Genomic DNA, 25,213 nt, shown 5'->3' on the forward strand with positions numbered 1-25,213 from the left:
GAACGAAAAACGATATGGATTTTAAAAAACATTCAACGGCGTTGCTGATTTCCTCTTTATTCACCCCTTTTCTTGCTACATCAGTTGCTGCGGAGACCTTACCTAAAGGCATTCAACTTGCCGCAGAACAGCATGTAGTACGTGCGAATGACGCAGAGGCGGCGACGCTTGACCCAGCGAAAGCCGAAGGTCTGCCAGAAATGCATGTGATTCGTGACTTATTTGAAGGGCTTGTGATTCAAGATCGTGACGGAAACATTATTCCCGGTGTGGCAGAATCATGGGAAACCAACGACAACCAAACCTTTACTTTTCACTTGCGCAAAGACGCGAAATGGTCGAATGGCGAGCCTGTGACAGCGGATGATTTTGTCTATTCACTGCGCCGAGCGGTAGATCCGAAAACCGCTTCTCCAAATGTTTGGTATCTCAAACTCACCAAGATCAAAAACATCACCGATGTAGCAGAGGGCAAAAAGCCTTTGGACGATCTCGGTATCAAGGCAGTGGATAAATACACCCTACGTTTTGAGTTGGACAGTCAAGTGCCGTACTTTGTTGCTATGACTGGGCACACGTCCATGATGCCAGTGCATCAAGCGACAGTGGAAAACCGCGACAAGCCGTGGAGTGATCAAGACCAATTTGTTAGCAACGGTGCATTCACATTGGATAAGTGGGTCGTGAATGAGCGCATTGAACTGGTTAAGAGTCCAAGTTACTGGGACAGCGCAGATACGCATTTAAACAAAGTGACTTACATTCCGTTTGAAAACCAAAACGCGTCAATCAATCGTTATGCGGCAGGAGAGCTGGATATAACGTCAGATGTGCCGACTCATATGGCGCAGAAGCTTAAACAAGATTACAAGCAGGCTTACACGGTGGTGCCATTACTGTGCACGTATTACTACTCGTTCAATACCACTCGTCCGCCATTTGATGATGCGCGAGTGCGTCAAGCGGTGTCGTACTCCATCATGCGTGATGTGATTACGAATGGTGTCACGCAAGTGGGCAACCTTCCTGCGTACACCTTTGCGCATCAGTACACTGCCGGTTTTGATGCGACGCCCCCTGAGTATAGTAAATGGAGTCAGCAACAACGTGACGAGAAAGCGCGTCAGTTGTTAAAAGAAGCGGGTTACAGCCAAGACAAGCCGCTCGATTTTAAATTGCTGTACAACACCAGTGAGGCAAACAAATCGATCGCGGTTGCGATAGCGTCGATGCTACAAAAAAATCTCGGTGCACACGTGGAGTTAGAAAACCAAGAGTGGAAGTCATACTTAGTGGCGCGTAAACAAGGCAATTTCGATGTGATGCGCGCTTCCTGGTGTGGTGATTACAATGAAGCGTCTACTTTCCTGAGCTTACTTCGCTCAGGTTCTTCGGGTAACTTTGCACGTTACAGCAATGAAGCGTACGACAACGCGATGAACAGTGCATTGGCCGCAACCGATGAGAAAGCGCGCCAAGGTTTCTATGATCAAGCCGAGCAATTGTTGGCGGCGGATATGCCAATCGCACCGATTTACTACTACATGCAAGCGCGTTTGGTTCGTCCTACGGTTGGCGGTTTTGCCAAGAGCAACGTAGAAGGTCGTATCTACTCGAAAGACCTCTACATCAAGAAGTAGCGCTCAAAACAAGCGATAAATATGAAGCCCCGAAGATGTATCTTACGGGGCTTCTTTTTATTGTTAGCGAGTGGAGAGCTTGTTCACGAGCATAGCGACTCGTTTGCCAAGATACTCTGCTGTTGCAACATCAGAAGCATGCAACTGACCATCTTCACCACCTTGTGCAACAATACCACCTTGTACACCATAACGATTCAGGTTTTGCTCCCCAGAATTGCTGATCTTATCCAACCCGACCCACATCATGCCGTGTTGGTTAGCGAGCGTTTGTAGATATTGTAATGTGCAAGATTGGTCGCCATTCATTGCCCCACCACTGGTAAAGCCAGCCGCGATTTTGCTCGCCCATTTTTGGTAATACCAAGATTCACTGCTTGCATCTGCAAATGCTTTAAACTGCGCTGCTACACCGCCCATATAGGTCGGTGAGCCAAAGATAATCGCATCACACTCAGCAAGTTCATCCATTAGTTTAGGGTTCACAAAACGTCCCTCAATAATCTCATTGCCTTCAATTCGGTGAGAGAGGATTTCACAGTCATCTTGCTGCTTAATGCCTTGTTGTTCAACGCCTGCGGCAATCGCGCGAGCAAGCTGACCAGTAACGTCGGTTTTAGAGAAATAAATAATCGCAATTTTGGACACAATGGTTCCTTTTTTCATTGTTGATTTTTAATCGTGCGACTAAGGCTAAAACCTCAAGCTAAGTTGAGGTCAAGAAGAGATTTGAGATAGATAAAGTACGAATTGGTATCTAAAAAGCTTTCTTATAGGGTAAGTCGACGGCATAACTACAGTGAATGCAACGACGATGAATGTCGTGTATAAAAGCGTTAAAGGAAGATCTTAAAGATGTAGAAAACTCTCTTGGAAACAATGATAAAGGTACCGATGCTAGTGATGATTAATAGGCGGAAAAATAGATTAAAATATGTAAACTCAGACCTGATCCAAGGCGGGAAAAGTACATTTCATCGTTTCTTAAGGCGAGGGATTATTATCATTATGGTAGGAGGCCTTTCTACAGCCTCTTCCACGGTATTTGCACACTTTATAGCGGGTGTGTTTGATGTGGATATGAATGTTCATCCAGAGAGCTTAGAAGAAAAAGTGCATGCACTACTTTTTGTTTCGGTCAGTCTTGTTTTTTACCTCTTTTATGCCCTTATCTCGCTAAATATTAGTGGGTGGCTCATAATGAAGCTAAAAATATAAGCTTAACTAAAACCATGTCCTTGTATTTTAAGGAAGATGGAACTAGTGGCGATTTTTTCTTTGCTTGCACCATCTCTATTTTTTGTATTTATTTAAGGTTCGTAAATAAGAAGCTTCCTTTGGTTAAAGTGGCGCTTTTGGTTTCGGCGATGTGTCATGTTTTTATCATGAAAGAATACAGTGGTGACCTTCAGCTTATACGTTTTGTCTCTTCACTGTTTTTCGCCATTAACTTTGGGTTATTTGTGACCACCAAGTGATACTAAAAAGCCGATGTAGATACATCGGCTTTTTAGTGGGTTATTTCTTTCTGCGAGTATAAATCCGAGATTTTACTTTACTTGGCTCTAGCTTGTTTTTCGCCAGTTTTAGCACTGCTTTTTGCAAAATCTGGTTGTTTGGGTAAGTGATCAAGTTACCGTTGTCGTGCTTAATTAACACGTGAAACATGCTGATTTCTTGAATCTCACCGCAGATGTCTTCATCTTTGTCTACGACTTTAATTCGGTCACCCACTCGGTATGGGAAGACAAAAAAGATCAAAAAGCTGGCAGTGATGTTGCTCAGAATTGACCACTGCGCAATAAACGCCACACCTAATACGGCAAAAATGGACGATAGGAACAAAGACACATCGCCATAGCCAATACCTGTGATAATGGCAAAAATAGAGGCGGTCAAAAATAGCAGCGCGACATTGAAACAGCGCTGAATAAAACTCAAACGAGCCTTTTTTACACCTTTCGTTGTTGCCAAATTTAGGATGGCTCTATTTACAATCCTCTTCAGGATGCGATACGCGATCAGGACAAAAATGCCCATCAATAGTTTGTAACCGAGGGAGCCCGTAGTGAAATACTGGCTCACTTGCTCTAATTGGATCCAATCATTCATTTCTTCATCTCGACGATATCTAGAAAGCGGCTTTTATAGCTGATTTTTTGCTGTAAGTAATCACAATTTTTCTTTACACCATTTGTCTCTGTGTTGAGGTACCACAGAGTACTATATTGGTTAATCAAAGACTTAGTGAGCATTGCGAACTCTTTGGCTTCATTACTTATATTCAACCAAAGCTGACGTGATTTTGAAAAGAGCAATCTTTGAGCTGTATCCCATATCCGACATTCTATGACGCTAGTTCCTTATAAACGAGCTGAATATGACTTTTGTCCTGATAACCTAAGGTGTATTAATTGAAATAGCTTTTAGGGCGTTGAAAAATGGAAGAAGATGAAAAGGCGATTATGATTTTATTCGTGATTGTTGGCCTTGTACTCGTTTGGGTCGCGCTTGAAGAACTTAATTATCTCGGGCTCACAATAAAATAAGCCCCGTTAAACACAAGTTAAACGGGGCCCTTGTCTTTTATCAATGTGAATTCAGGCTAGCTAACCGCACGCACTTTGCCTTGTTTCAAATCGTTCAGCACTTGCGCTTTAGGACCATCTGCAATGATGCTGCCTTTTTCCATCACAATTACGCGATCAACGATGTCGAGCATAGACGTTTTATGCGTAATCAGAATCAGCGTTTCACTAGGTTTCAACTGTGCTAATTGATGCTTAATGTGCATCTCTGAGCGGTTATCCATCGCACTGGTTGGTTCATCCATGAGTAGAACAGGAGGACGACCCAAAAATGCACGAGCGATCGTGACTGCTTGACGTTGACCACCCGAAAGCATTGCACCACCTTCACCAACTTGGCGTTCTAAGCCCGCTGGGTCAGATTGCGTAAACGCAGTAACACCGGCACGATTCGCTGCGTCTAGTACGTCACGGTCATCGGTTAATGGGCGACCTAGCGTAATGTTGTCGCGGATAGAACCAAAGAACAGATTCGAATCTTGCGGCACACAACCAATATTACGGCGAATGTCGACATGATGCAGTTGTGCGATGTCGGTATCATCAATGCGAACATGACCTTCCGTCGGCTGATACAAGCCCATGATGAGACGCTCTAACGTGGTTTTACCCGAACCGATACGGCCTATGATCGCTACTTTTTCGCCTGGGTTAATGGTCAAGCTCAAATCTCGAATCGACGCCACCGGTGAATCTGGGTAGTGGAAGGTCACGCGTTCAAGTTCAATTTTGCCTTGTACTATTGGACGGTGAATGTAACGTTTACCTTCTTCTTGTTCATCCGGCATTTCCATGACTTGATTGATAATTGTCATAGAAGACTTCGCTTGGTTGTAGCGCGTAGAGAGTAAGGATAACTGAACCAAAGGACCTATCGCGCGGCCGCTAAGCATGGTTGCGGCAATCAAACCACCCATGGTTAAGTCGCCCTCTGCAATCAAGTAAACGCCTAGGATGATCATCCCTACGTTACTACTTTGCTGCACAAAACCTGCTGCGTTTTGAATGCTATCCGTAATTCGGCGGCTTTTTATATTCCAGTTCGCCATGTGCGCAACTGCCTCTTCCCAGCGGTATTGGAATTGGCTTTGCGCACTGAGCATTTTTACGGTTTCTAACCCAGCCAAGCTCTCTATCAAATTGGCATATTTTTGCGATGCTAGGCGTGAACCCTCCTCAATGGAGCGGCGCAGCGGCCCTTGTATCAGTAGCGAGTGAATAATCAAAATGACCACGCCCACCATCGGTACATACACAAGATCGCCAGCCATTAGCCATATAATCACTAAGAACAAAATGGCAAAAGGCAAATCAATGAGAGCACTGACGGTCGCTGAAGTAAAAAACTCTCGAATAGATTCGAATTCTTGTAAATGGCGAGCGAAGGCACCGACCGAAGGCGGTTTCGATTCCATTCTAATCCCCATCACTTTGCTGAACAGTTTGGATGAAATCAGAATGTCAGACTTCTTGCCCGCCACATCAATGAAGTAATTTCTCAGCGACTTGAGAATGAAGTCGAACAGGAACACGACAAAGATGCCACTTGCTAGTACCCATAGGGTTTCAAACGCAAGATTCGGAACCACTTTGTCGTACACCAAGCGAGTGAATAGCGGAGCGGCAACCGCAAAGAGGTTGATGAGAAGTGATGCGATTAAAACATCACGGTAGATGCGTTTTGACTGCCACAAGGTGGACCAGAACCAGTGGCCTTCGTTGGTTTTGAGCACTTCGGGAGAGCGCTCATCGAAACGGAATTGCTTTTTAACTAAAAAGTACCGACCAGTGTATTGCTCAAGTAGGTCTTCTAATGGAATAGAGATCGGCACCATTCCACTTTCTAGGGTGGTGACTTCGGCCTCGCGTTTCTCCATATTGATGCTGTTGAGAACGCAAGAGTCACCGCCTTTAAGAACTAAGATTGCCGGCAGAATTAGGCTGGAGATGCTCTCCAGCTCTGCGCGGTTTTCCTTGGCAACCAATCCGGCCCTTTCCGCTGCTCTTGGTAGCAAAAATGGGGTCAGTTTACCGTCAGATAGCGGTAGTCCGTTGACTAGCGCTTCTGGCGAGTTAGCTAACCCATAGTAACGGCTAACGTAGATGAGCGAATTCAGTAAAGGGTCTTTCATCGTTGATAAACCTTTTTATTCCTTGTCGACGATGAATCCTTGGAATACCTCAACAAAGTGTTCAGTGAGGAAATCCAACTGGATTTGAGTTTCGATACGCGATGCGATAGTCGTAATACCAAGGTTGTGGGCAGTACGAGAGATCGACGTTAGCGTGAATTTCTGTTTTTCGTCGTGCAAGTTGTGTGTGAATAGGTAATCGAGCTTCACATAGTTCGGGCGGAACTCTTGGATGTATTCCAAAGATTGGAAGTTACGTCCGTAGTTATCTACGCCGAACTCAGCACCTGATTGGCGAATGGCATTACATAACAGTGCTGCGTGGTGAGGCTGATCGATAAAGCATTCCTCTGGAATTTCAAAGTGTAGCTTAGAGGCGACTTTGGCGTGTTTTTCCAGCATGCTAGTTGTCCAGCGAATAAACGATGGTTGAGACAAGCTGCTTTGCGCGATGTTAATCGCGACTGGGTCATTAAGTTCACCACTTTCTAGCATCTTAATCATTGATTCAATGACATACTGGTCAAAGATGTTGGTGGCGTCTAACTGTTCTAGTGCGAATAGGTATTGATTCGCACGATACGTTTCACCATCTTTTTCGATGCTTGAAAATACTTCGTTGTGGAATACTTTACCCCATGTGTTTTTCGCAGCTTGGAAACGGAATTTAACCCAATCACTATGAATGGCTTCTTCAACCAACGCTTTCCATTGCTGTTTACCCATCAAACTAGAAGGTGTATCACTGCCAATGAAGCCGTATGGCTTGTCTGGTTGCGCTTTGGCTTTCGATAGTGCGTTGTCCACCATCGAGAGGATTTCAGAGCGCGTTTTCTGATCTTTGCTGTGTGCAACCCCTAGTGACGCTTTAGGTTTTGCTAAGCCTGTTGGGTCAGTATTTAGGCCGTTCACACAATTGACGATGCTGTCCGATAAAATGCGTAACTCGCTCTCATCCATATGAGGGAAAAGCAAACCGAACTCATCACTAGATAAGCGAGCAATAGTGGCACCCGGTACATCAATGGTGTTTTTCAAACGTTGAGACAGTTCTTTAACGTGGGCATCTGCGCGTTGGTAATCTTTGGTCTCGTAAATGTCCCCAATGTATTCAGCATGGAGTAGCGCGATACCCCCTTGCGTTTGCTCTGCAAGCCATTGGTCGATTTGGTTGATGTAGAATGAGCGGTTACCCAATTTAGATATAGGATCGAGGTAAGCCTGAGCACGCAGACGTTGCGCCTCTTTGGCTTGCTCTTTGAATGATAGCTCGATTTGAGCAGACATCATGTTAATGCCATCTACCACCGCGATAAGATCTTTGGTTCTTGGACGAGCAAGCGGTTCACCAAATTGGTTATTCGCGATTTCATGCATTTTATTCACGATGGCCGTTAACGGCTTTAGCGAGCGACGTAGGATATATGAAATTGCCACTAAACCAGCCAGAAAAATGACACTGAATACAGACAGCAAGCCAATAAAACCTTGCCAGAGCTGCTCGTAAGCTGCGCCTGGGTGGCTAATGATTTCTACTTCGGCGAGCTGCATCCAACCACTGGTCACAACACGCTTATCGTGAATCGCTTTAAATAGATTCATGTCGATAAACCATTGTGGCACCGTACTTGGTTTAACTGGGTAGGTACGCACGATCTGGTAGTCAGAATCTAATGCTGTAAGACGAACAACGGAGTAGGTGCTGCCGTCAAACAGAGCATTAATCACGGACTCAACCGCGACTTTATCTTTGTCCTTTAGGTAAGGAGCCAGTGCCAAACCTACGGTGTTAATAGTGTTGTTGACCTCTGAACGTTGCTGTTGCTCCAAGCTGTCTCGAGTCGTGTTGAATTGGATTACGAATACTGATGCCAACAAGAGTATAAAGACCGTAACCATCCCCACCACAAGCTTCTTATATAGGGTCATGTTTCTCACTCGTCATAGTTAATTTTAGGTTTATTTAACTGCAACTTACGTTCGCGCGAGCGTAAGTCATTCCAAAGGCTCAACCGTGATGCTTTCCCTGCCAGCTCTCCAGTGCTAGCAGATGACTTCATCAACCACAGGTTTGTACCATTAAAACTGTATATCGGTAGCAAGTCGCTACGCTTAGAGGCTCGGACAATGTCAGGATTGATATTATCGAGAATGAGCGGCTCAGAACTTGGGGTAGGGTAGTAAGCTAATACCATGTGAAACTGATTCAGTTCGATGGCTTTTACGTATATTAAGCGCATCTTTGAATCTGGTATTCCTAGCTCGAGTAAAGAGAAGTACTTAGCAATAGTGAAATCTTCACAGTCTCCTGCGTTACTCCCTAAAAATTCGAGTGGCGTAGCCCAATAATCTGTCTTTCCCCACAGTTTTATGTCGTCAACGAAATACAGCTGATTAAAAAAGTCGTTAACGCCAGCGAGCTGTTCATGAGTCTCTAATTGTTTAAATAAGTCGAGGTTCTTTCGCCATGTATTTACGCGCAATCCCGCACGTTCGCCGTACACCGCTGTGACCGTATTGACCCATCGTTGTTCTTTACTGTTCAGCGCACCAAGTTGGAACGACAAACAACTTAAGCTGATTAATAATGTAACTTTACGCTGCAAATTGGATCGCATATTCGACTCGTATCACAAGTATACTCTTCTAGAGAGTTCGTCAGTGAGAAATAAGTGCTTTTTATTTAATCACTTATCGCTCAATACTCTCTATCGCGAGTATCTTAATGTGGTTTACTCCTTCAAGGCGTTAGTTTTGGCACTTAAGATAGGCTTAAGTAGATACTCCAAAACGGTTCGCTTCCCTGTGATGATATCGACCGATGCTGTCATTCCTGGAATGATTGGTAAATCTGCATCTTGACCAAAGTTTGTTTTTTCGGTGCGTACACGAACAATGTAGAAGCTGTTGCCTTCTTCATCTTGAGTGGTATCCGCGCTGATATGTTCCAACTCACCCTCTAAACCGCCGTACTTTGTGAAGTCGTAAGCTGTAAACTTCACGATAGCATGAAGATCTGGGCGTAAAAATGCGATGTCTTTTGGCGCAATTTTCGCCTCTACCAATAGTGTGTCTTCTGTTGGTACGATCTCGACGATATCCATACCAGGTTGGATAACACCACCGACAGTATTGATGTTCAGTGTTTTGATTTTGCCTGTTACTGGCGAATTCACAACCGTTCGGTTTACTCTATCTTCCAAGCCCACCGCTGATTCAACCAAAGCAGATAATTGGTCTTGGGCGCTGTTGAGTTTCTCTTGCTGTTCAGAGCGGAATTTGAGTGCAACATCAATACGGTTGAGCATGGATTCTCGAATCGCTGATTGCAATACGGGAATCTTGAGCTCACTGGACGTCATTTCACGACGGGTATCGTTGACTTGGCGCTGTAATTTGAGCAGTTCAATACGAGGAACAACGCCCTCGTCTGCCAAAGGTTTGGTGATATCGAGTTCTTTTTTCGCGTATTGGTAGCTTTGACGCAAGTTCCTTACTCGTGCTTGGATCTCTACCAAGTCCTGCTGCTTTTGCTGCACTTGTTGGTCAATAACAGAAAGTTGGTTGCGCAAATTATCTAGATCTTCGCGATATTCTGCTTTTTGACGCTGTGTGAGTTGAGGTCGAGTCTCTTCCAAGGTTGGTGGGAAGGTCAGTTTACCGTAATCAAGTAGTACACTTTGACGCCAGTTTTCCGTTTCAAAATCACGATTAACGGCAACACTGTTAATAGAAGCGGATAGTTGCAGCACAGATGCGGTAAGGTTGGCAACTTGTTGCTCACGTTCACGAAAATCTGAGCGAAAGCGGGTGTCATCAATAAGCAGTAACTGTTGGCCTTTTTCAACCAACTGACCTTCTTTGACCAAGATTTCTTTGACTAAGCCACCTTCTAAGTTTTGGACTACTTGTATCTGTGAGGAGGGAATCACTTTGCCTTGACCAACCGTGACTTTGTCGATTTCAGCCCAAGATGCCCAACCTATTGCTGCAATGAAAAATAGCACCATAACCCAGAGCATAAAACGCGCGCTGTTGGGGGTATTGAGGAGCAATGCTGCAGTTTTGTCATCAACAAAATCCAACTCTTCATCGTTGAGTTTGTTGTAGTTATCTTGGCTCATCACAGTCCCTGCTTATATAATTACGGATTATCTTTTTGATCTTATTATTATTAACCGATCATGTCAGCATGCTCGGCTAATAAAATATGAGAAGAGGGTTATTCTCTCTTCAAATGAGCTTTCTTACACTTTCTAAATCAAACAAAAGCATAATTAGCGCCGGAGTATAGCTATTACGCCTTGAACTTGGCTTTATCCAACTGATGTTTTTTTAGTTTGTCGTACAAGGTTTTGCGTGATACCTGTAATTCTAGTTGAACCTCTTTGAGTCTGCCGCGATGTCTTTGCAATGCATCGAATAACAAGCAATATTCAAAGTATTCTGTGCGCTGAGTCATACTCTGAATTTCAAGACTTTTCTCACTATTCCAATCTTCCATTCTAAAAGTATCTGGCTTGAGGGCACGAAGTTCAGCAAATTGGCGTAGCTGCTTAACGTTTTCTGGCCATTCGAGATTGGTGAGGTGTTTGACTTCTTCTAGGCTGATATGTGGTGGCTGTAACTGATATCGGCTCGCGGTGTGGCGCACAAAGTGCTTGTATAAAGGCCCTATATCTTCCTTTCTTTCATCGAGCGTTGGTAAGTGAATTAGAGTCGCCAGGGATTTTAGAGGCGGCTCGGCTTGGGTGGTCGCGCCAAAAACACGTTCAAGTTTTGGGTGCTTGAACAAGTATTCCCATTGCTCAAATGATACATGCTCTGCGCTATGTAAGTACAAACTGCAGTGGCGTTTTCCTTCACTTAAGCGGTGTATGGCTTTGTCGAGCGCTTCTAATGAAAGCTCATAGAGGTCTTCACCAGAAGCGGCGATTAGCTCACTATCTGGTGTTGCATGTATGTCGTGGGCAAATTGTGCAGCTAGTCGCCGACCCGTACCATCTTGACCTACAAAAATGAGCGGCTGGCTTGTAGGCGCACTGATCAAGGCGCGACGAATACTAACCATGGCCTTACTGTGACCAATCATTTTCGGACCAACATGAGTTTGCATGTCGAGCTCTTTCTTAAGCCAGATGTTTTCTTGCAACAAGTTCAGTTTATCGCTGGCATTGTTGAGCGATTTCATGAGCTGTTCCGTTGAAAACGGTTTTTCTAGAAAGTCGTACGCGCCGCTTTTCATCGCATCTACCGCGGTTTTCACATCTCCATGTCCAGTAAGTACGATGAATTGAAAGTGATCGTTTTTGCTTCGCAAAGTTCGCATAAACTCCAAGCCATCCATCACGGGCATATGGATATCGGTAATGATAATCGCAGGTGTATTTGAGTCGATTACGCGTAAGGCTTCTACTGCGTTTGGTAAGCAGGTGACGTCTATCCCTTCAATCAGCAGGGCTTGAGACACGGCATCACGAATGTGTGGTTCGTCATCAACAAAGAAAACTGGGTTATTCATGGTCGTTTTCCACTTCTGGGGTACGTTTATTCTGATTGACTATTGGTAGCGTCACGATAAAGGTCATCCCTCCTGCTTGTTGTTCTGTGTTCTGATGTTTATAGGCACAGAGGGAGCCGTGATAGCTCTCTATAATCCGCTTGGAGATTGTTAAACCTAATCCAAGACCCTCCGGCTTAGTCGTAAAAAATGGGTCGAACACTTTTGCTAGGGCTTCGTCTGACATCCCTGGTCCGTTATCGGAAACAAGAATGTCGCAACTGTCATCATGACACTGAACAGCAATGGATATTTGCGGATCGATACAGTGGTTTTCCATCGCTTGTGCCGCGTTGTGGAAGAGATTGATCAGCACTTGTTCTAATTCAACGCTGTGAATGGCCAGCTTCACATCATAGTCGATGGCCGGAACTTTTAGTGTTACTCCTTGCTTAATAAGCTTGTTGCTCAAAATGCTGGTGGCAGTATGTACCGCGTCGTGCAGTACTGAGATTTCATTGTGTGAATCGTGCGTGGCTTTCCGAGTAAAGACTTTTAAGCGGGCAATGACTTCCGAAATGGTGTCATTAAGTGTCAGCATTTTGCCCAAATTGTCGGCGACCATTGGGTATTTTTCCATTGCCAACAAACGCTGCGAGTTTTCGGTATAGGTTCTTAGTGCGGAAAGTGGCTGATTTATCTCATGATTAATACTGGCTGATAGCTCGCCCAACAGTGCCAATTTCGCGGCTTGCGTCAGTTCTTGTTGTGTTTGTTTAAGCTCTTGTTGGCTTTGCTCATATTGACGGATGGTCTGTTGTAGTTTTTGGTTGGCTTCACTCAGAACTAGTGTCCGTTGCACTACTTTTTCTTCTAGGCTCACATTGAGATGGGCAAGGCGTGCTTTGTTAACTAGGGTTTGGAACCACGCTAATGCAATTAGAGCAATGAGCGCATATAAGATCAGGAAGACGATATCGGCCTGTAAAACGGCGGCAAGAACGCTGTTGTGGTTAATTAAGGCAACGACGCGAAACCCTTTATCCAATAAGTGTGTTGCGTATGCGAGGTAATTCGGTGATAGAAGCAATTGATTGTCATCAAACTCCGTGACACCACTGTGCGCCGTCAACTCACCAAAATATTCGGGCAAGGTATCGCCATATTGACGCGTTTCGGTAAGTTCAATTATTGCACTCGATGACAGTGGGAAAAGTGCACGATAGCGCCAGTCTGGTAAATTGCTCATAAACACGACATTGTGTTTATCTGTAATGAGTACGTCAGTCGTGGTTTGCGAAAGGCGCTGTTCTAATTGCTCCAAGTTCACTTTTACTGTGATCACGCCAACGACTTCCTCATTTACCCACAGCGGAGATGAGAAGAAGTACCCACGTTTATTCGAGCGCACGCCTAATCCAACATATTGAGCGGGCTCACCGCGTCGCGCATTTTTAAAATAGGGGCGATAGCTAAAGCTAGAGCCAACAAACGTATCTTCTTGCTGAAAGTTACTTGAGGCTATGACTAACCCGGTGCGGTCATGAACGTAAATCGTATCGGCCAAACTTTGCTTCAACCAATCTGATAACAGTAGGTTGAGCTCTTGAGAGGGCGTTCCGCGCTCTACTGCTTTGAGTAGTCTTGGGTCGTGACTTAATAGGTTTGGTATCTGTTCAAACTTTGCCAGTTCGTAGTCCACTTCTTGTGACACTTGCGCGGCTTGTCTCTCTAGCTTTTGTTGCCATTGATCATGTTGGTATTGAGTTGCGTAATGATGAGTAAGCGCAAGCCCTGAAATGCCGACGGCACACAGTAGCAGTAAAAAATGACGTAGGGCTTTGGGGTTGAGTAAGTTCACGATCGGCTCACTGGTTTTTTGTGTCATGGTATCAAATGACGCACTGTGATGCTGTGAGCGGCAACGATAACAAGCACAATGATGTCCTTGTATTTCCTCAGTATCGGGAGCACAATCGACAAAAACGAGTGAAGGAGTAAAGATGGAACTTGCTGATATTCGTCGTGAGTACACCAAAGGTGGGCTGCGTCGTAAAGATTTGAAAGCTGATCCTATTGATCAATTTAATCTGTGGCTAGAGCAAGCAGTTGAAGCGGGTTTAACGGACCCGACTGCGATGACAGTTGCAACGGTTGATGAAAATGGCATGCCGTTTCAACGCATTGTTCTATTGAAAAACGTCGACAAAGATGGTTTTGTGTTTTACACCAACCTAGGCAGTCGCAAGGCCCAGCAGCTAGAGCATAACAGCAATATTAGTTTGCACTTCCCTTGGCACCCGTTAGAGCGCCAAGTTCATATTACTGGTGTGGCTGAAAAGCTTACCGCCGTAGAGAATATGAAATACTTTACTTCTCGTCCTAAAGAGAGCCAGTTGGCCGCAATCGCGAGCAAACAAAGTAGCCGTATTTCTGCCAGAGGTGTGTTGGAAGGTAAGTTTTTAGAGCTAAAACAGAAGTTTGCTAAGGGTGAAATACCAGTACCAACCTTTTGGGGTGGCTTTCGCGTAAAACCAAAGAGCATCGAATTTTGGCAAGGTGGCGAACATCGCCTTCACGATCGTTTTCTTTTCTCCCAGCATGATGGAAGTTGGGACATTGATCGTTTAGCGCCATAGGCTTATGGTCCCTCATGAATAAACAAACACCGCCGAATTGGGGCGGTGTTTTTGTAGGTAGAAGCGATGCGAATTATCGCTCTCCATTCAACACAACCGATAATTGATGCTTAAGCAGCGTTTTGGGTACAACAGAGCCGTAGCCTGCTTCCATTGCTTTATCTATTAGCTCGTTCTTGCTGTTCGCTGCAAACTTATTACGTAAGCGTGCGACGTGACCTTCAACGGTTTTTGTTGATATGCCCATGACCTGAGAGATAAATTGAGGCTTTTTGCCATAGAGCAAGAGGAAAAGCGTTTCTTGCTCGCGGCATGTGAGCTTCTCTGGTTTTGGTTGTAAGTCAGAAAAACGAAAGATGGATTGTTGATTTGGGTTGGTACTGATTGCACGACAAACCCAATACCCGACTTCAATCACGGCGGTGTCGGTGAGTTCCCTTCCGTAGAAAATGGTGCCTACGATGTCGCCTTTGTCATCTCGCCACGGTGTTTTAGTAAATATATGTGCTCGCCAGCGGCCATCTGGATAAGGGTGGATATCCAGAATTTTTAGTGACTCGCCAGTTTCGAGAACGTGTTTATCTTGGCGTTGAAATTCTTGCGCGCATTCAGTGGTTGGGCTGGCCATATCAAAATCAGTTTTACCCAAGCATTCCTCGGGCGACGTGTGCCCTAACAGTTCTGCGTATTCCTGGTTTACGTATAGGAATACCGAATCTTTATCTTTGCATCCCCAACAACCTGGTAGCTGTTTAAGGAGGGATTGTTCTATGGTATCGACTGAAATATTCACAAAAGGACTCACTACATACTGCTTTTACCAATACAGAGACGTCCGTGTTACATGGCTCGTATTGATGTTGCCAAGTAGGCAGTTACGTTGCTAGAACACGTTCGTTGATTGGCGCTCAATCCAATTAAATTCAAGGTGTTCGATGTTTTCGTCAGGTAGTCGACGAAATGGAACGAAGAGTTTAATTGGGAAAATGGTCTGTTTCATTACAGATATGTGCGCTCACGGATGTCCGCCTAATGTTCGGCTTACAACTCGTATCGTCCTTGATCATGCTTCCTACAACTCAGTTGTAATGTGGTTGACGTTTATATCACTTGTGAGCGAAAGAGCTGCACCTAAGCATATGAGAGGGACAGTGAGACAAAAGCTATGATATCAGCTTATGCCATTGTTTTCATTGTTGAGAAGCGAAAAAAAAGCCAGCCTGAAGACGGGCTGGCAACACAAGATATAATCTTGTCGACGTGTAGAAGAGGTTCTAAATTACCTAGCGAGGGTCTGCTAAGTAAGTTAGAGGTATCAATGAGATACCGAGAGCTTTAGATCGTATGCATCTTAAAGCTCGATAACTAATGTATTGAATCAGAGGCATATTAGTAAGGGGGGAAATCCCTCTATGTTGAGCTTAAGAGTGGGTTTCGATCCGTTTCAGGGGCGACTTATCTAATATGGAGCACGGTGTTTTACAAAATAACAGATTGTTCGGTAATAAGGATCTTTACATTGATTGATTATGTATACGTAAGGTGTTGCCTATCTATCCGTTTTTGTTAATAAAATTGGTTGCTCACTGACCGTAAATTAACCTCGCATGATCATCGTTCCGGAACTATGATCATGTAAATGAACTTGATCATGCTGATTTGATCTTGTCGATTGAGTTGGGTAAAAGTTGCAACCCAACAAAGAAGGTATATGATGCGAAGACGTAAGCTGACCGTGTAAAGACGACTGTTTAAAATGAGTGACTCAGATAACCAAAAAATCCTTTCATATCAAGAGATTATTCTGCCAAAGCCGGCGGAGCTGATCACACTTCCGTCTTATATGGATTGCCACGATCATTCTTATACGCAGATCGTGATTGGTTTAAAAGGGCAAGCCGAATTTGAAGTGCGCGGGCGAGGTAATCTTGTCGGCCCTGGTCAAGGTTGTGTGGTTACCGCATGCTCTGATCATGCTTTCGGTGGCGTCATCAATCAATCGGATATTTTGGTGCTGAATATGCCCAAACCGACAAATGATGATCCTGAAATGCTTCAAAAAATCAATAACCTGGAGAGAGACCATGTCTACTTCCAGTTAGATAGTCAAATTCAGAAGCTGATACAGATGTTGGTTCAGGAAATGCGAAACCATCCGGATGACCTGCTGTTAAGTCGTGCGTGTAACGACACTGTGATTGCATTAATGCAGCGCCATATCTCGGCATTTGAGACCAGTCGAAAAGAGTCGCGCTTTGATTTGGAGGCGATTGATCGTTACATTGAGCAGCACCTGAGTCATAAGATTAGTGTGGCTCAATTGGCCGGGCGAGTGTTTCTTGGGGAAAGTCAGTTCCATTGCTTGTTTAAAGAGCAGATGGGGATTACACCTCATCAATATGTTCTTGGAAAGCGAATCGACATGGCTCGTGAATTAATCGAGCAAGGGCACCTTTCTTTAGGGCAAATTGCCGAGTTTACTGGCTTCTCAAGCCAGAGTACTTTTACTCATACTTTTACTCGCTTACAGGGAATATCACCTTCCCGTTATAAAAAACAAGTTGGATAACAACGCGTTTTTTTAGGTCAAATAATCATCAATCAGAATAAAGCCATGCACTATGCATGGTTTTTTTATGTTTTATTCACGTGACCTATCTCTCGTTTTTTTAAATTCTCTGTTCTTTGCAGTGGTTGATATGCCACTTGATCCTACATTTTCTCTTAGAACGAGCTCTTCACAAAAATCTTATTGATATTCTTGATATTTTGTTGTGAATGCAATGAAAAAATTAAAATTTACAACACAAAATATTACCTATTTGAATGTGACTATGTGGATGTTTTGTTATAAAAGCGAGTTTTTGGCAAAAATGTCGTAGTTTTTGACAAGTATTCTTATCGGCCTCAAAATACACTGCCAGCCATTGATAATCCTCGAAGCGGTTTTCGAGGAGTGAGATTGAGGAACACACATGTTTACAGCTACGAACGTGTTGACACCGGAATTTATCGGGCAGCCGCTTGATAAGTTGTGGTCACTGATCTCGCCATTATATATGGTGGACGAGTCTCAATGGCTAGAGCAACTATTGCCACTAGCGACGCCGACAGAGGATGAAAAATCGGCGATCACTACCCAAACGACCCACCTTATCGAAGCCATTCGTGCCGATAAGAAGTCAATCCAGATGATTGATGCTTTATTGCTGGAATACAGCTTAGATACTCAAGAAGGTATCTTGCTGATGTGTCTTGCAGAAGCATTAATGCGCATCCCAGATGCCGCGACAGCAGATTCTTTGATTAAAGATAAGTTGAGTGTCGCAGACTGGAAATCTCACCTGAAGAACTCTGACTCTGTGTTTGTTAACGCATCAACATGGGGCCTCATGCTAACAGGTAAAGTGGTTGGTCTTGGTGAGCAAGGCACCCAGAGCCCAGGTCAGGCTGTAAACCGTCTGGTAAATAAATTCTCTGAGCCTGTGATTCGTAAAGCCATGTATCAGGCAATGAAGATCATGGGTCACCAGTTTGTTCGTGGTCGTACGATCGAAGAAGCGCAGAAGAACGGTCGTCCAATGCGCGACAAAGGTTTCACCTACTCGTTTGATATGTTGGGTGAGGCGGCGTTAACTACAGCGGACGCGAACAAGTACTTCAAAGATTACCTAATGGCGATCGAAGCGGTGGGTCGCGAGACTTACGGTAACGACACCAGCCCTGCGCCTTCGATTTCCATCAAGCTTTCTGCATTACACCCGCGCTACGAAGTCGCAAATGAAGAACGTGTAATGACAGAGTTGTATGACTCACTAATGCAGCTATTGAAACGTGCAATTGAAGTCGACGTTGCAATCACAATCGATGCAGAAGAAGCGGATCGCCTTGAGCTTTCCCTGAAGCTATTTGAGAAAGTATACCGTAGCGATCTTGTGAAGGGTTGGGGCAAGTTTGGTTTGGTTATTCAAGCCTACTCAAAACGTGCGCTACCAGTCTTGGTGTGGCTAAATGCACTCGCAAAAGAACAAGGTGACGTTATTCCTCTGCGTTTGGTTAAAGGCGCGTACTGGGACAGCGAAATCAAGTGGTCTCAACAAGCGGGTTATGCAAATTACCCAGTATACACTCGCAAAGAAGCGACGGACGTTGCATACCTAGCTTGTGCTCGTTTCCTACTTAGCGAAGGTGTTCGCGGTAATATCTACCCACAATTTGCAAGCCACAATGCTCACACGGTGACGGCAATTGCTGTCATGGCGGAGCACAAAGAATACGAGTTCCAGCGCCTGCATGGTATGGGTGATTCACTGTATAACCATGTTATGAAAATGTACGGTCAGCCAGTACGTATTTATGCTCCTGTCGGTAGCCATGCTGATCTTCTTCCGTACTTGGTTCGTCGTTTGCTTGAAAATGGTGCGAACAGCTCGTTTGTACACCGTCTAGTTGATGCGCGTTGTCCGATTTATGAGTTGACCCATCACCCTGTGGATGTGTTGACGGGTTTTGACACGCTACACAACGACAAAATTCCATTGCCTGCCGATATTTTCCCTGAGCGTAAGAACTCATATGGCGTCAACATTGATATCGACAGTGAGGCGAAGCCATTTGAAGCGCAGGTAGAAAGCTTCATGGACAATCAGTGGGTTGCAGGCCCGATGATCAATGGTGAGCGTTTTGCCGAAAGCATGATCAAGGAAAATGCGGCTGAGATCATCACCGCACCGTACGATCGCCGAATTGAAGTCGGCAAAGTGGCATTTGCAACACTTGATCATGTTTCCGCTGCAATTGATGCGGCGCAAACTGCTTTCTCTGATTGGAAAACCGTTCCTGTTGAGCAAAAAGCGGCTTGTTTAGAAAAGCTTGCTGACTTAATGGAAGAAAATCTGGCTGAGCTGGTGGCGATTTGTCACAAAGAAGCGGGCAAGACGATTCACGATAGCATTGATGAAGTTCGTGAAGCAGTGGATTTCTGTCGTTATTACGCGAAACAAGCGCAAAACCTACAGCCATTTGAGCTAGAAGGCTTTGACGGTGTGAAACGCATTTCTAGCCGTGAAGGTCTTGGTGTGTTTGTGTGTATCAGCCCTTGGAACTTCCCGTTGGCTATCTTCCTTGGTCAGGTAACGGCAGCACTGATTGCAGGTAACACTGTGGTTGCAAAACCTGCTGAGCAAACAAGCTTAATTGCCGCTCGTGCTATTGAATTAATGCTTGATGCGGGTTTCCCTGCTGGTGTGATTCAGTTACTTACTGGTCGCGGCGCTGAGATCGGTCATGCACTGACTTCTCATGATGCTATTGCTGGTGTGGCATTCACTGGCTCAACGGCAACGGCGCAACGCATTAACGTCACGCTCGCGGAGCGCAGCGCGAAACCAGTTCCGTTTATTGCGGAAACAGGTGGCCAAAACGCAATGATTGTGGACAGTACTGCATTGCCAGAGCAGGTGGTGCGTGATGTGATTCGTTCGGCGTTTGCATCTGCTGGTCAGCGTTGTTCTGCCCTTCGTGTTCTATTTGTACAAGAAGATGTAGCAGACCGTATGATCAACCTGATTCAGGGTGCGATGAATGAACTGCATGTTGGTTTACCTTACCTACACAAAACAGATGTTGGTCCGGTTATCGACAGCAATGCAAAACAAAAACTCCTCGCTCACCTTGAGCAAATGAGCAAAACACAGACTAAAGTCGCTCAGCTACAGCTGGATGAATCGTGCCAGCATGGTGACTTTGTCTCACCAAGTGCGTTTGAAATCTCGGGCATCGATGTGCTGAAAGAAGAACAATTTGGTCCAATCTTGCACATTGTTCGCTTTAAAGCGTCTGAATTACCGAACGTGGTTGCGCAGATCAACAAAACGGGTTTTGGCTTGACGATGGGTATCCATAGCCGTAACGAAACCACGTACCGTTGGATTGAGAAACATGCACGAGTAGGTAACTGCTACATCAACCGAGACCAAGTTGGCGCTGTGGTTGGTGTACAGCCGTTTGGTGGTCAAGGCTTGTCAGGTACTGGCCCGAAAGCTGGTGGTCCACACTACCTATTCCGATTTACTCAACATCTTCTTGCTCAAGCAGAAAACGCATAAGGAGTCGCATTATGGTTCATCAGATCACCTATTTTAAAGATGCATTCTCTGCGTGGGAGCAGTGGAATCTGACTGATTTTGATTACAAATGCGAGCATGTTCTGGCATTTAAATCTGCACTAGAAGGGCAGCAGTCTACCGTTGCCAAAGTGGTTTCTTACCACTTGCAACAAGCATCAGCTCTTCTTGCAGAAACTCACCAGTTAGTTGGCCCTACAGGGGAAACTAACGAACTGTATGCCGCAGGACGCGGTGTGGCTTTGGTGATTTGTGAAAACAACATCGAGCCTGCTGATAATGCGTTATACAGTGCTTTTGCGATGATCACCTGTGCCTTAATTGCCGGCAACAGTGTGGTCGTTTGCAGTGACAATGCAGAGCTAAACCAATTGGTTAAGCAAGCTGTAGCGTTGGCAAACTTCCCATCTAACTTAGTCCAGGTTGTTGCGTACGATGCGTCTGCCCCGTTGCTTGAGAGCGATGTACGTAGTGTGGGTTATGTTGGGCGTTCACAGGTTGAGCATGCGCTCAATCTTCAACTAGCTAAGCGTGACGGTGCAATCGTCGGCTTAGTTTCTGAAACGGATTTAGAGTCACCGAAATTGGCTCATGATCCTCATCTCTCGTTGCGCTTCATTACTGAGCGCACTCGAACGATAAATATTACCGCGGTGGGTGGTAACGCAACTCTACTCGAGTTGGGGAACGAAACTCACTAACCTGACTTGTAATGCCAATCTGGAGTAACTGGACTGAGAGCCGGTCCAGATTGGTTTTTTATACTCTGATGTATTGCTGAGACGGTAAAATATCAGGGCAGGCAAGGAAGGAAATAATTATAACGAGGACTATCTAATGATAGAAAATAGCTTTGCTATCACGTCCACTTTTGTGGCGTATTTACTGATTATGGTTGCTATTGGCGTTTACGCGTATAAGAGGACTTCCAATTCATCTGACTACTTCCTAGGTGGCCGTAGCCTAGGTCCGTGGCCTGCTGCATTATCTGCAGGTGCTTCAGACATGAGTGGTTGGCTGCTGCTAGGCTTGCCTGGCTATGCGTACGCTGCGGGTATCGAGGCCTTCTGGTTAGCCGGCGGTCTACTTCTTGGTACATGGGCAAACTGGCTCATCAGTGCAAAACGCCTCCGTACCTACAGTATCCAAACTGACGCGCTAACGTTGCCAGAGTTCCTGTCACGTCGCTTCAACGATAAGTCGAAACTGATTCAGACAATCTCTGCGTTTTTCATTCTTCTATTTTTCCTTTTCTACACCAGCTCAGGTTTGGTCGCAGGGGGCAAACTGTTTGAGACGGTATTCGGTCTAGATTATACCTACGCTGTTATCATCGGTACGGTGTGTGTCGTTTCTTACACACTATTCGGTGGTTTCCTAGCGGTATCTTGGACTGACTTAGTGCAAGGTCTGCTAATGGCGGCTGCGCTAATGATTGTTCCTATAGCGGTAATGGACGGTGGTTTAGGTCAGCTAAGTTCTGATCTACATGACATCAACCCAGAACTTGCAACGCTATGGAATGACGCGAAAGGCGAACCATTATCTGCGATTGCCATTATCTCTCTAGCGGCGTGGGGCCTTGGTTACTTTGGTCAGCCACACATCCTAGCGCGTTTTAAAGCGTCTCGTTCAAACAAAGATCTAACGACTGCACGTCGTATCGCAGTGATTTGGACGGCACTATCTATGGTTGGTGCAATGCTTGTTGGTCTTGTTGGTCTGGTTTGGGTTACGGGTCATCCGGGTACTCAACTAGAGGACGGTGAGAAGATCTTCATGCTATTGGTTAACGCAGTATTCCATCCTGTCGTTGCGGGTATGTTGTTAGCAGCAATCCTAGCGGCGGTAATGAGTACCGCTGACTCACAGCTCCTTGTTTCATCTTCAGCGCTTGCAGAAGACTTCTACAAGCAAGTATTCAAGCCAGAAGCGTCTTCTGAAGAAATCGTAATGATTGGTCGTATCGGTGTTATCGTTATTTCGCTTGTTGCGCTATTCCTAGCGATGACGCCTGATAGCTCAGTACTTGGTCTTGTATCTTACGCTTGGGCTGGTTTTGGTGCGGCATTTGGTCCTGCGGTTGTACTTAGCCTTTACTGGAGCGGTATGAACCGTAACGGCGCGTTAGCAGGTATTCTTGTTGGTGGTATCACTATCGTAGTTTGGAAGCAGCTAACTGGCGGTTGGTTTGATGTGTACGAAATCGTACCGGGCATCATCTTCTCTACGCTTGCCATCATTGTGGTAAGTAAAGCAACGGGCGGTGCTGCGCAAGACGTGTTAGACCAACACCAGTCGTTCGAGAAAAAACTGGTTGAACTAGACTAGTAACTTCCCGTATATGAACACAAAGCCCGCTATTTTAGCGGGCTTTGTTTTATCTGAAACTTAATTAACGTTAGTGGCGGTAGCTTGAGATCAGAGCTTAGCATTGCTCGGTTAGATTGGAGTGTTAGTCGCGACGAATTTTGGCGTAAATAACGGTGTTACTCAACTCTCCCGATGTGGTAAGACGTTCGTTTCTGAGCTCTCCTTCGAACTCATAACCACAGCGCTCGGCTACAGCCCGGCTCTTTTGGTTGGTGCTATCAGCATGAATTGCGATTCTCTTGGCGCCCAAGTCATCAAACGCATAGCGCTCAACTTCGAGCACAGCCTCGGCAACATAACCATTGCCAACGGCAGCATTATCTAACCAATAACCTATCTCAAAGGATGGTACGTCGGGATCTCGAATCATCAAGCCGACCGCACCCAGTAAGCGATCGCTTTCCTTTTCAATGATGTAGTAACGCAGCTCTTCTTCGAAGTTTTCAAAGTTTGCGATGGCTTTCTCTGTCCCTTCTATCATCGCTTCTAATGTCAGCACATGAGGCACCCACGGCAGATAGACTTCGAGAGTCTTTTGGCTGCGAACGACAGCTTGATGCGCCTCTTCGGCTCGTTCTAAACAAGCAGGGATGAGTTTGAGACGTTTCGTTTCCATGCCGACTCTCCTATGGGTGAAAAATGAACGGAAAATCATTTAAACAGATGTACTTAGAATGATCTAGTCAACGCCGTCATATTATTCACTTGGTTTGCCAGAGAGAAACTGAGAGAATCGAACCGTTATCAAATCAACTAGGTTCATTATGAAACTTTTAGTAAGAAACTTGGCTCGTCACATGACCGAGCAAGATATCCGCAAATTATTCTCAGCGTACGGCAAAGTAGAACTGTGTTCGCTAGTGCTTGATCAAGACACGGGTTTGTCGAAAGGCTTCGGTTTTGTCATCATGCCGGACGAAGCAGAAGCCATTTCTGCTCTTGAAGCACTGAATTTGACGAACGTAGAAAAAAGCAAAATTCGCGTGAAAGTCGCACAAGACTAATACAGAGAAAAGCCAGCGTTATTGCTGGCTTTTTTGTCTTTCTATTTAGAGACTAAATTGGCAACATTCTAGAATGTCTTCTCTTTTCGTTTTAGCGAGATTGATCATCAATTCTCTCTTCAAGTTGTTTCATTAAATCCTTTAACTGTAGAGAATCGAAATTGTCTGAATGCGGCACTTGGTAAGCGTCGTTGACTGTGTAGAGCATCAAACTTTTGCTAGAAAAGAACTCTTTCTGTATTTGGACTTTGACAATGTCATCAAGAGGTAGACGGAAGTAAACCGTTGAGCCCTGGCGGTACTTCAAGGTGTTGGTGCTTGCATCGATATCTAGCGTTTTAGGATTGAACGCGCGGCGCGTGAAGTACGTTGAGAGCAGTTTCAATCCTATTATTGTGAGTGCTACGAGTCCAAACTCGACGATCTTGTCTGCTAGGTAGGAAAAATAGAACAGCGACAACAATACAGTTCCTAGCAAGAAAGGGTTGTTCTTGGGCAGATTTTGTGAAGTTTCATGGATGATCATCCGACATATCCCTCGACTTTATTCAGAAGCGACGAACGTGAGTTGGTAGACACAAACCTTTCGTTCTTTGCCTTGCATGCGCAATGTTTTGTCACCGATGTAAGGGATATTTAGTTTTTGGATCACCGATTTAGAACGCAGATTGTCCACCAAATGCATCACGGTTATTCCGTTTAACTCAAAGTGCATTCGAGCAAATTCGAGTAAGGCTTTGGAGGCCTCGAATGCATAGCCTTTCCCCCAATGTGGCACGCCAACCCAGTAGCCTAATGTTCCGTACCCCTCTTCGATACGCGGTAAACTCACCGCACCAAGTAACTCCCCAGTGTTTCGCAAGGTAATAGTGTACGCCACGCCTTGATGCTGCTGATACATCGGATAGTGCCTATCTATCCATGCTTGCGCCATCGGTAGCTCATAAGGATGTGGGATGTTTGCTGTCATGTCGGCAATTCGCTTATCTCCAGCGAGTAAAGCCACTTGTTGGCAGTCATCGATATTGAATGGCCGGAGGACGAGTCTTTCGGTAGTGAGAATCGGTTGTATCGTCATGCATTTCTTCCTTGATGAGACGGCTATAGCTGCTAGCAATTGGTTTGCGGGGTAAATCAAGATAACAAGGCGTCTCGAAAGCTCGATCTAGCCAGCTGTAAAGTTGTCATGCGCCTTACTAAATAATAAGCCCG

Annotated in this window: 20 protein-coding genes; 8 read left to right on the forward strand and 12 right to left on the reverse strand. The window is 45.1% G+C overall.

The window, feature by feature from the left end; all coding sequences use genetic code 11:
• The first annotated feature begins 14 nt into the window (after nucleotides 1-14).
• Entirely contained in the window at nucleotides 15-1,640 is a 1,626-nt protein-coding gene (locus R7P74_RS15055) for an ABC transporter substrate-binding protein (RefSeq protein ID WP_318122937.1), read from the forward strand.
• Nucleotides 1,641-1,703: 63 nt separating this feature from the next.
• Here R7P74_RS15055 and R7P74_RS15060 read toward each other — a convergent pair whose 3' ends face one another.
• On the reverse strand, nucleotides 1,704-2,288 hold the full coding sequence (locus tag R7P74_RS15060; protein WP_017635653.1) for a flavodoxin family protein: 585 nt from the start codon (nucleotides 2,286-2,288) through the stop codon (nucleotides 1,704-1,706).
• Between the two features lie 231 nt (nucleotides 2,289-2,519).
• On the opposite strand from R7P74_RS15060, the gene R7P74_RS15065 reads away from it, so the two are divergent.
• Nucleotides 2,520-2,858, forward strand: a complete 339-nt coding sequence (locus R7P74_RS15065) for a hypothetical protein (protein WP_017821886.1) — start codon at nucleotides 2,520-2,522, stop codon at nucleotides 2,856-2,858.
• A gap of 300 nt (nucleotides 2,859-3,158) precedes the next feature.
• Here the strand turns inward: R7P74_RS15065 and R7P74_RS15070 are convergent, their stop codons facing one another.
• The 7 genes from R7P74_RS15070 to R7P74_RS15100 all read right to left on the reverse strand — a co-directional run bounded on the left by R7P74_RS15070 (nucleotide 3,159) and on the right by R7P74_RS15100 (nucleotide 13,748).
• Nucleotides 3,159-3,752: a mechanosensitive ion channel family protein gene (locus tag R7P74_RS15070; protein ID WP_262635697.1), complete on the reverse strand. Its 594-nt coding sequence runs from the start codon at nucleotides 3,750-3,752 to the stop codon at nucleotides 3,159-3,161.
• A gap of 493 nt (nucleotides 3,753-4,245) precedes the next feature.
• Complete coding sequence (locus R7P74_RS15075) at nucleotides 4,246-6,360, reverse strand: type I secretion system permease/ATPase (RefSeq protein ID WP_005374556.1); 2,115 nt, start codon at nucleotides 6,358-6,360, stop codon at nucleotides 4,246-4,248.
• 15 nt (nucleotides 6,361-6,375) lie between these two features.
• Entirely contained in the window at nucleotides 6,376-8,289 is a 1,914-nt protein-coding gene (locus R7P74_RS15080) for a bifunctional diguanylate cyclase/phosphodiesterase (protein WP_182016056.1), read from the reverse strand.
• A gap of 5 nt (nucleotides 8,290-8,294) precedes the next feature.
• Nucleotides 8,295-8,978: a transglutaminase-like cysteine peptidase gene (locus R7P74_RS15085; protein ID WP_005374561.1), complete on the reverse strand. Its 684-nt coding sequence runs from the start codon at nucleotides 8,976-8,978 to the stop codon at nucleotides 8,295-8,297.
• 114 nt (nucleotides 8,979-9,092) lie between these two features.
• Nucleotides 9,093-10,484: an HlyD family type I secretion periplasmic adaptor subunit gene (locus R7P74_RS15090; RefSeq protein WP_225473588.1), complete on the reverse strand. Its 1,392-nt coding sequence runs from the start codon at nucleotides 10,482-10,484 to the stop codon at nucleotides 9,093-9,095.
• A gap of 173 nt (nucleotides 10,485-10,657) precedes the next feature.
• Nucleotides 10,658-11,881: a sigma-54-dependent transcriptional regulator gene (locus R7P74_RS15095; protein WP_017634536.1), complete on the reverse strand. Its 1,224-nt coding sequence runs from the start codon at nucleotides 11,879-11,881 to the stop codon at nucleotides 10,658-10,660.
• Nucleotides 11,874-13,748, reverse strand: coding sequence for a sensor histidine kinase (locus R7P74_RS15100; RefSeq protein ID WP_054578584.1), 1,875 nt, complete (start codon nucleotides 13,746-13,748; stop codon nucleotides 11,874-11,876). The genes R7P74_RS15095 and R7P74_RS15100 overlap by 8 nt, the downstream gene beginning before the upstream one ends.
• 115 nt (nucleotides 13,749-13,863) lie before the next feature.
• On the opposite strand from R7P74_RS15100, the gene pdxH reads away from it, so the two are divergent.
• On the forward strand, nucleotides 13,864-14,499 hold the full coding sequence (gene pdxH / locus R7P74_RS15105) for a pyridoxamine 5'-phosphate oxidase (protein ID WP_005374570.1): 636 nt from the start codon (nucleotides 13,864-13,866) through the stop codon (nucleotides 14,497-14,499).
• Nucleotides 14,500-14,572: 73 nt separating this feature from the next.
• Here pdxH and R7P74_RS15110 read toward each other — a convergent pair whose 3' ends face one another.
• Nucleotides 14,573-15,292: a helix-turn-helix transcriptional regulator gene (locus tag R7P74_RS15110; protein WP_017820063.1), complete on the reverse strand. Its 720-nt coding sequence runs from the start codon at nucleotides 15,290-15,292 to the stop codon at nucleotides 14,573-14,575.
• A gap of 963 nt (nucleotides 15,293-16,255) precedes the next feature.
• On the opposite strand from R7P74_RS15110, the gene R7P74_RS15115 reads away from it, so the two are divergent.
• The 4 genes from R7P74_RS15115 (at nucleotide 16,256) to putP (ending at nucleotide 22,955) form a co-directional block, all read left to right on the forward strand.
• Nucleotides 16,256-17,068, forward strand: a complete 813-nt coding sequence (locus R7P74_RS15115) for an AraC family transcriptional regulator (protein ID WP_017820064.1) — start codon at nucleotides 16,256-16,258, stop codon at nucleotides 17,066-17,068.
• 406 nt (nucleotides 17,069-17,474) lie between these two features.
• Nucleotides 17,475-20,606, forward strand: coding sequence for a bifunctional proline dehydrogenase/L-glutamate gamma-semialdehyde dehydrogenase PutA (gene putA, locus R7P74_RS15120; protein WP_158173300.1), 3,132 nt, complete (start codon nucleotides 17,475-17,477; stop codon nucleotides 20,604-20,606).
• 11 nt (nucleotides 20,607-20,617) lie between these two features.
• Nucleotides 20,618-21,325, forward strand: a complete 708-nt coding sequence (locus R7P74_RS15125) for a 1-pyrroline-5-carboxylate dehydrogenase (protein WP_005383557.1) — start codon at nucleotides 20,618-20,620, stop codon at nucleotides 21,323-21,325.
• A 136-nt stretch (nucleotides 21,326-21,461) separates the two neighbouring features.
• Nucleotides 21,462-22,955: a sodium/proline symporter PutP gene (putP, locus tag R7P74_RS15130; protein WP_005374582.1), complete on the forward strand. Its 1,494-nt coding sequence runs from the start codon at nucleotides 21,462-21,464 to the stop codon at nucleotides 22,953-22,955.
• A 124-nt stretch (nucleotides 22,956-23,079) separates the two neighbouring features.
• Here putP and R7P74_RS15135 read toward each other — a convergent pair whose 3' ends face one another.
• Nucleotides 23,080-23,613, reverse strand: a complete 534-nt coding sequence (locus R7P74_RS15135) for a GNAT family N-acetyltransferase (protein ID WP_017820066.1) — start codon at nucleotides 23,611-23,613, stop codon at nucleotides 23,080-23,082.
• 148 nt (nucleotides 23,614-23,761) lie between these two features.
• Here R7P74_RS15135 and R7P74_RS15140 point away from each other — a divergent pair, with 148 nt between their 5' ends.
• Nucleotides 23,762-24,001: an RNA recognition motif domain-containing protein gene (locus R7P74_RS15140; RefSeq protein WP_005374587.1), complete on the forward strand. Its 240-nt coding sequence runs from the start codon at nucleotides 23,762-23,764 to the stop codon at nucleotides 23,999-24,001.
• Nucleotides 24,002-24,092: 91 nt separating this feature from the next.
• On the opposite strand, the gene R7P74_RS15145 is transcribed toward R7P74_RS15140, so the two are convergent.
• Nucleotides 24,093-24,527, reverse strand: coding sequence for a hypothetical protein (locus tag R7P74_RS15145; protein WP_213966426.1), 435 nt, complete (start codon nucleotides 24,525-24,527; stop codon nucleotides 24,093-24,095).
• 18 nt (nucleotides 24,528-24,545) lie between these two features.
• The gene (locus R7P74_RS15150) at nucleotides 24,546-25,079 is read right to left on the reverse strand and encodes a GNAT family N-acetyltransferase (protein ID WP_225473591.1); all 534 of its coding nucleotides are present in this window, start codon (nucleotides 25,077-25,079) and stop codon (nucleotides 24,546-24,548) included.
• Nucleotides 25,080-25,213: the final 134 nt, after the last annotated feature.

The sequence above is a fragment of the Vibrio sp. 2033 genome, assembly GCF_033339735.1.